This window comes from Pedobacter sandarakinus, from assembly GCF_026240095.1.
Taxonomy (GTDB): Bacteria; Bacteroidota; Bacteroidia; order Sphingobacteriales; family Sphingobacteriaceae; genus Pedobacter; species Pedobacter sandarakinus.
In genome coordinates this window covers 636,668-644,514 of sequence record NZ_JAPIVG010000003.1, presented here as the reverse complement: position 1 = coordinate 644,514, position 7,847 = coordinate 636,668, and the positions used below count along the sequence as shown (strand labels likewise).

General features: G+C 39.6%; 6 protein-coding genes and 1 tRNA gene. 2 read left to right on the top strand and 5 right to left on the bottom strand.

Translation table 11 applies throughout. The annotated features are described in order from the left end of the window. Positions 1–396 precede the first annotated feature (396 nt). Positions 397–470, bottom strand: a tRNA-His gene (locus OQ268_RS11325). Positions 471–646: 176 nt separating this feature from the next. Between OQ268_RS11325 and rnhA the strand changes: the two genes are divergently transcribed. Beyond that, complete coding sequence (gene rnhA / locus OQ268_RS11320) at positions 647–1,120, top strand: ribonuclease HI (protein ID WP_265856251.1); 474 nt, start codon at positions 647–649, stop codon at positions 1,118–1,120. Here the strand turns inward: rnhA and fbp are convergent. The 4 genes from fbp to gloA2 all read right to left on the bottom strand — a co-directional run bounded on the left by fbp (position 1,117) and on the right by gloA2 (position 3,933). Beyond that, complete coding sequence (gene fbp, locus OQ268_RS11315) at positions 1,117–2,190, bottom strand: class 1 fructose-bisphosphatase (RefSeq protein ID WP_265856244.1); 1,074 nt, start codon at positions 2,188–2,190, stop codon at positions 1,117–1,119. The two genes, rnhA and fbp, sit on opposite strands and share 4 nt — an antisense overlap. 19 nt (positions 2,191–2,209) lie before the next feature. Beyond that, positions 2,210–2,701, bottom strand: coding sequence for a metallophosphoesterase family protein (locus OQ268_RS11310; protein ID WP_265856243.1), 492 nt, complete (start codon positions 2,699–2,701; stop codon positions 2,210–2,212). A 145-nt stretch (positions 2,702–2,846) separates the two neighbouring features. Further along, entirely contained in the window at positions 2,847–3,548 is a 702-nt protein-coding gene (locus OQ268_RS11305) for a tRNA1(Val) (adenine(37)-N6)-methyltransferase (RefSeq protein ID WP_265856242.1), read from the bottom strand. Position 3,549: 1 nt separating this feature from the next. Beyond that, positions 3,550–3,933 carry an SMU1112c/YaeR family gloxylase I-like metalloprotein gene (gene gloA2 / locus OQ268_RS11300; protein WP_265856241.1) on the bottom strand — a complete coding sequence of 128 codons (384 nt, stop codon included), beginning with the start codon at positions 3,931–3,933 and terminating at the stop codon, positions 3,550–3,552. A 180-nt stretch (positions 3,934–4,113) separates the two neighbouring features. On the opposite strand from gloA2, the gene purL reads away from it, so the two are divergent. Next, the gene (gene purL, locus OQ268_RS11295; RefSeq protein ID WP_265856250.1) at positions 4,114–7,842 is read left to right on the top strand and encodes a phosphoribosylformylglycinamidine synthase; all 3,729 of its coding nucleotides are present in this window, start codon (positions 4,114–4,116) and stop codon (positions 7,840–7,842) included. Positions 7,843–7,847 lie beyond the last annotated feature (5 nt).

The window sequence follows — 7,847 nt, the reverse complement described above, 5'->3', positions numbered from 1 at the left end:
TCGCACCTTTCCAAGGTGAAATAAAGCAATTAAAAAAGCTTAAAGAACGATAAATTTGAACTACTATATTTTCCTGCTACTATTGCGAGCAAAGTACTTGATTTTTATTTTAGATTTAAGCGACCACTGGAAACGAAAACAAGTCAGGTAAGAAGGGAAAACCAATTCAAATTGTTTCCGCAAAACGATAGGTAATTCTAAGACGAGCCATTTTTTGCCAACATACACGTAATATACGGATAAGCGCTCTTTTTCCTGAAAAAATGGAATACAATGGCGACCGGTTTCGAACACCTTGGGTCAACGAAATCGCCGAAAATATCTACCTGGAATACAAGTAATTAGAAGCAAAAAAAATGGGACGAAAATCTTCTGAAAAGACCTCGTCCCACTGCGGGTGGCTGATGGGGCTCGAACCCACGACCCTCGGCACCACAAACCAATACTCTAACCAACTGAGCTACAGCCACCGTATTTTTTAGTGTCACAAAAGTACGATTTTTAGTATTCCCTCCAAATATTTTTTGTAAAGTTTTGCGAAGAATCTTTTAATTCATTAAATCTCAATTAATTGAAATGAAAAATAAATTTACTACTCGACCAAAACAAGGTTTTATTGATGCAAAAACATAACTTTACCCTGTTTATGATTGAAATTTACACAGACGGTGCGGCCAGTGGTAATCCAGGCCCAGGGGGTTGGGGAACTATTTTAAGAGCTGGCAAACATTATAAGGAATTAAGCGGCGGCTATAGGATGACAACCAATAACCGTATGGAATTGCTTGCCGTAATAAAAGGTTTAGAGGCATTAAAAAATCTGAACCAGCAAGTAACCGTATTTTCAGATTCTAAATACGTAGTTGATGCAGTGGAAAAAAAATGGGTGTTCGGCTGGGTAACCAAAAATTTCAAAGACAAAAAAAATAAAGACCTCTGGATCAGATTTTTGGAACTTTATAAACTTCACCAGGTAAAGTTCATTTGGATTAAAGGCCACAACGCCCATCCCGAAAATGAACGTTGCGACCGTTTAGCAGTATTTGCCTCACAAGACAAACAAAATTTAGGTATTGATACGGCTTTTGAAGTTGAACGTGCTAAAGTACAGCAATCTTAATTAATCCCACCTATTACGCTTAGGCCCTCCAGTTGAACCCCGGTTTTTGTTGTGGTTGGAATCGGGTTATGCAAGCGCATCAGTTCTTCTGCTTTTTCGACCATCTTACTCGAACCAATGAATATAGGTACACGCTGATGTAATTTTGTTGGCTCAATATCAAGAATGCGTTCAAATCCTGTGCTAGCCTTACCGCCTGCTTGCTCCAGAATGAAGGCCATAGGATTGCATTCGTAAAGAAGTCTCAATTTCCCATTAGGCGAACGTGAGGTGGTGGGATAAATGTAAATGCCACCCTTGATTAAATTTCTATGGATATCTCCTACCATTGAACCGATATAACGGGAAGTATAAGGCCTGTTGGTTGCTTCATCCTCTACCTGGCAATACTTAATGTATTTTTTAACCCCGTCTGGAAAGTGTACATAATTACCCTCGTTTACCGAATACATATAACCCATTTCCGGAATTTTCATCTGTGGATGAGAAAGGCAGAACTCACCAATCGATGGGTCTAACGTGAAACCATTAACACCCTTACCCGTGGTGTAAACCAACATTGTTGATGAACCATAAATAATATACCCTGCCGCAACCTGCTCAGTTCCCCTCTGTAAAACATCAGCTAAACTGGCTCGCCCTTCTGTAGACTTTCTCCGATAAATGGAGAAGATGGTCCCTACCGCCACATTTACATCGGTGTTAGAGGAACCATCTAGTGGGTCTATACAAACAATGTATTTTGCGTTAGAAGAGACCGGCGATTCAATATGGATAATTTCATCTTCTTCTTCAGTGGCAACGATACAACATTCACCGCCGCTGGTTAGTGCTGCAATAAATTGCTCATCAGCATAAACATCTAATTTTTTTTGTGCTTCTCCCTGAATGTTGGTGGTGCCCATATCACCCAAAATATCAACAAGGCCAGCCTTGTTAATTTCCCTGTTTACAATTTTCGCGGCAATACCGATGTCTCTTAGAAGCCTAGACAGCTCGCCTTTTGCATAGGGAAAATCTGCTTGCTTTTCTATAATAAATTGCCCTAGTGTTTTTACGCCACAAACCATACTTAGTGTAAATTTTACATTATCTACCTGATAATTCTATAACCTCTAAGGTATGAATATTTTCGTCGCTAATGCAAAAACGAACAAGTGTTCGCACTTTGTGCCAACCTTGTTTTCCGGCTGCACCGGGGTTAATATGCAAACATTTAATCTTTTCATCGAACATTACTTTTAAAATGTGCGAATGCCCAGTTATAAATAATTTGGGTGGCTTAGTGTAAATTTCTGGTTTAACATAGGAAGAATATTTACCAGGATAGCCACCAATATGGGTCATCCAAACATCAACCTGTTCGCACATAAATCGATTTTGCTCCGGGAAACGACCACGAATAAGGCTATCATCAATGTTCCCAAATACACCACGTAACGGTTTAAAATTGGCCAGTGGTTCATCAACGTTTGCCCCAAAATCTCCGGCATGCCATATTTCGTCTACAGCATCAAAATGTTTAAATACTGCATCGTCTAAAAATCCATGCGTATCTGAAATTAATCCTATCTTTTTCATATTGTAAACCTACTTGCCTTTGAGTTTACACTCAAACAACAATATTAAACTATTCTAGAGAAAGTAAAACCATCCTACTTAAGCACTAAACTTCTTATAAAATGATAACATATTTATTTAAATTTCATTGCAAGAAACAATGTCCTCAATACGCCAGGAAGAAATCTTTAAGCAAGACCTGGTAGGCTTCAGTATGCAATTTTGGCGAGTCGTAGATGTAGAAGTCAGTTTCGTACAATTCCTGTGCTTCTTTACTTAAACAAATAATTTGTCTAATTGTTGGCCTCGTGCAATCAGAATGGATGTTAACTTTAATTATTAAGTTAAGACTATAAGCCTTTGCAAAATCGATTACCTGACCTGCTTGTTTATTAGGCAAAATAATCCAAATACTGCCTTTTTCTGTTAACAATGAATTCGCTTTTTTTATTAGCGACTCGAAGAACGTTTCATCTGCATGACGGGCAATTCCTTTTCTCAGCTCACTACTTTTCAAATCATTCACAAAAAATGGAGGGTTGGAAACAACTAAATCATACTTGCGATCTGAAATAAAATCTTCGATGGAAATATGATAAACCGATAACCGGTTGCCAAAGGTTGATCGTTTAAAATTATTACCTGCTGCAAGCGCGGCCTCCTTATCTATTTCTATGGCTTCTACCTGGGCGCCCTCAAAGCGTTGAGCCAACATCATTGCAATTACGCCGGTTCCGGTGCCAATGTCTAAGATCCGGCGTGGCGATTGAAAAGCTGCCATTGCACCAAGCAAAACACCATCGGTGTTGATTTTCATGGCACAGCCAGCCTGGTCTATTTCGAACTGTTTAAACTTAAAAACAGACATCTTATTGCTCATAAATTTCTAATGGCAATCCATCAGGATCTGCAAAAAATGTAAATTCCTTACCTGTAAACTCATCAATCCTAATGGGTTCGCAAACAATTCCTTTATCCATGAGCGATACTGCCACCTCCCCCACGTTATCTACTTCAAAAGCCAGGTGGCGTAGGCCTTGTGCTTCTGGTCTCGATGGCCTTTCTGGTGCATGCTCAAAAGAAAATAATTCAATTTGATAATTACCATTTACGGCTAAATCTAATTTGTAGCTTTTTCGCTCTACCCGATAAACTTCGCCCAGGATGGAAAACCCTAATTGATCGACGTAAAAGCTTTTGGATCTTTCATAATTGGAACAAATGATAGCAATATGGTGGATACGGTTAAACATTTTTAAATATTTTCTGGTGATTGACAAAGTTGCATAAAAAGGATTTGACTTCTTAATGGTTTATCAGATAGATCTTAAAACATCGTCTCAAATTGGCTTTTTATTAATTCGACTAAGTTTAAATTACCTTACTATCCACAATTGGCTATTAATTTCCACATTCATTAATTCTATCCAATAATCCTTCAGCCATTACATTTAAAAAAGCTATTTTTGCACTTTCAAAAAAAAAGCATGATTCATTTCTTCCTAAGTCAGTCGCAGGCAGTTTTTGTACTCCAAACAAATAAGCCACTTACCTCAAATGATATTACAAAACTTGAATGGTTGTTTGGCGGTGCCAAGATCTCTGCAGATGCAACCTTAACCGGTTTTTTTGTCGGGCCAAGGGCGGCAATGGTTACGCCGTGGAGCACCAATGCGGTAGAAATTACCCAAAACATGGACATGCAGGGAATCATCAGAATAGAAGAATTTAAAGTAATAGCTGATGATTTTTCAGACTACGACCCAATGCTTTCGCAAAAATACAGCAGTCTAGATCAGCATGTATTCACCATAAATATTAAACCGGCACCGATAATAGAAATTACAGATATCGCGGCTTACAATCAGCAAGAGGGATTATCCTTGAGTGATGATGAGGTAGATTATTTAAACAATCTATCCACACAGTTGCAAAGACCATTAACAGATTCCGAAGTTTTTGGTTTTTCTCAAGTTAACTCGGAGCACTGCAGACATAAAATTTTCAATGGTAAATTCGTAATAGATGGTATAGAACAACCCACCTCATTGTTTAAACTAATCCGTAAAACTTCAGAAGAAAACCCTAACGATATTGTTTCGGCCTATAAAGATAATGTAGCCTTTGTAAAGGGTCCTGTTGTACAGCAATTTGCGCCTAAACGCGCTGACGTTCCCGACTATTATGCTACAAGTGATTTTGAAGCAGTTATTTCGTTAAAAGCGGAAACGCATAACTTTCCAACTACGGTTGAGCCATTTAATGGTGCAGCTACAGGATCTGGCGGCGAAATTAGAGATCGTTTGGCTGGCGGACAAGGTTCTTTGCCACTAGCTGGAACTGCAGTGTACATGACGGCATTATCGAGACTAGAAGAAAACAGGCCTTGGGAAAATGGTGTAGAAGAACGGGCATGGCTTTACCAAACGCCAATGGATATCTTAATTAAGGCGTCGAATGGAGCCACAGATTTTGGTAATAAATTTGGTCAACCGTTAATTACTGGTTCGGTTTTAACTTTCGAGCATGAAGAAGAAGGCCGTAAATTAGGTTTTGACAAAGTAATTATGCTTGCTGGTGGAATTGGGTATGGGAAAGCAACACAGGCACAAAAACTTAAACCAAAGGAAGGCGATAATATTGTCATTTTGGGTGGAGAAAACTATAGAATCGGGATGGGCGGCGCAGCTGTTTCATCTGCTGATACGGGTCAACATGGATCGGGAATCGAATTGAATGCGATCCAAAGATCTAACCCAGAAATGCAAAAGCGTGCGGCCAATGCGGTGCGTGGCATGGTAGAAAGTGATCATAACGCTATTGTTTCTATTCACGATCACGGTGCCGGAGGCCATCTAAATTGCTTATCAGAACTGGTTGAGGAAACAGGCGGATTGATTAATCTTGATAAACTTCCAGTAGGCGACCCTACCCTTTCGGCCAAAGAAATTATTGGTAATGAATCTCAGGAAAGAATGGGACTCGTAATTGGCAGTGATCACCTGGAAACGTTGCAAAAAATTGCCGACCGTGAGCGGTCACCAATGTACACTGTAGGTAAGGTTACCGGCGATCATCGTTTCACGTTCAAATCAGAAACCTCGGGCGCCAAGCCCATGGATTTAGAGTTAGCGGCAATGTTCGGCAGTTCCCCTAAAATTGTGATGGATGATAAAACCATCGACAGAAAATATGCAGAGCTTATTTATGATCAGTCGGACCTAAACACATATCTTTCGCAGGTGTTACAATTAGAAGCTGTAGCATCAAAAGACTGGCTCACAAATAAAGTAGATCGTTGCGTGGGTGGCCGCGTTGCAAAACAACAGACAGCAGGCCCACTGCAGCTGCCATTAAATAATTGCGGCGTAATGGCGCTAGATTTTAATGGTAAAGAAGGTGTAGCCACAGCTGTTGGTCATGCGCCTATTTCTGCTTTAATAGACCCAGCAGCTGGAAGTAGGAATGCCATTGCAGAATCATTATCAAATATTATTTGGGCGCCACTAAAAGATGGATTAAAAAGCGTTTCGCTTTCTGCAAACTGGATGTGGGCTTGTAAAAATGAAGGCGAAGATGCCCGTTTATATGCTGCTGTAGAAGCTTGTTCAGCATTTGCAATCGATCTAGGTATTAATATCCCAACAGGTAAAGATTCGCTATCGATGAAACAAAAGTATAAGGATGGCGATGTTATTGCACCAGGTACCGTGATTATTTCTGCTGGAGCTAATTGTAACGACATCACAAGGGTGGTTGAGCCTGTGTTGCAAAAAGATGGTGGGGCCATTTACTACATCAATCTTTCTAATGACGAATATAAGCTAGGTGGTTCATCCTTTGCTCAAATATTAAACAAGGTAGGCACAGCCACACCAGATGTTAAAGATGCAGCTAAGTTCTCAAAAACCTTCAACACGATTCAGGAATTAATAAAAGCAGACAAAATTCAGGCGGGCCATGATGTAGGAAGTGGTGGTTTGATTACTACTTTATTAGAGATGTGTTTTGCAGATCGGGATTTGGGTGCATCAATTGATTTATCATTATTAAATGAAATAGATTCTATCAAACTATTCTTCGCAGAAAACATAGCCATCGTTTTTCAAGCAGATGCCAGTGCTGAAGCCATACTTAACAATGCGGGTGTAGCATTTCATAAAATTGGAGAGGCGAACTCATCAGCAACACTAAAAATAAAAAATGGAAGTAACGATTTCAATTTTGACATTGAGCAACTCCGCGACGTATGGTTTAAAACTTCCTATCTGTTAGACGACAAACAAACTGGCAATGGCTTGGCAAAAGACCGTTATAACAACTATAAAAATCATGTTTTAACGTACAACTTTCCAGCAACTTTTGATGGTAAAAAACCAATAATTGATTCAGGAAAACGTCGTCCTAAAGCGGCAATCATTCGGGAAAAGGGAAGTAACTCTGAACGTGAATTGGCTAACGCCATGTATTTAGCTGGGTTTGATGTGAAGGATGTGCACATGACGGATTTAATTACGGGAAGAGAAACACTAGAAGATATTCAATTTATTGGGGCTGTAGGAGGATTTTCTAATTCTGATGTTTTGGGATCTGCAAAAGGTTGGGCTGGTGCATTTTTATACAATGATAAAGCCAAATTAGCGCTAGATAAATTCTTCGCTCGTCCTGATACCCTTTCAGTAGGAATCTGTAACGGTTGCCAGTTATTTATAGAATTAGGACTGATCAATAAAAATCACGAAAATAAACCAAAAATGCTTCATAACCGAAGCGGCAAGCACGAAAGCATTTTTACAACATTAACCTTGCAAGAAAATAATGCTGTTATGTTGTCTACACTGGCTGGCACCACCTTGGGCGTGTGGGTATCGCATGGCGAAGGAAGATTCTCGCTTCCTTATGCTGAAGATCAATATCAAATTGTTGCGAAATACGCCTTTGAAACATATCCGGCAAATCCTAACGGATCTGATTACAATACAGCGATGCTTTGCGATGAAACAGGTAGACATTTGGTAATGATGCCGCACATTGAACGCTCTTTATTCCAATGGCATTGGGCTAATTATCCATCAGGTAGGAAAGACGAAGTTTCGCCGTGGATGGAAGCCTTTGTAAATGCAAGAAAGTGGGTTGAAAAACAAACAAAACCACAAGTTTAAACATC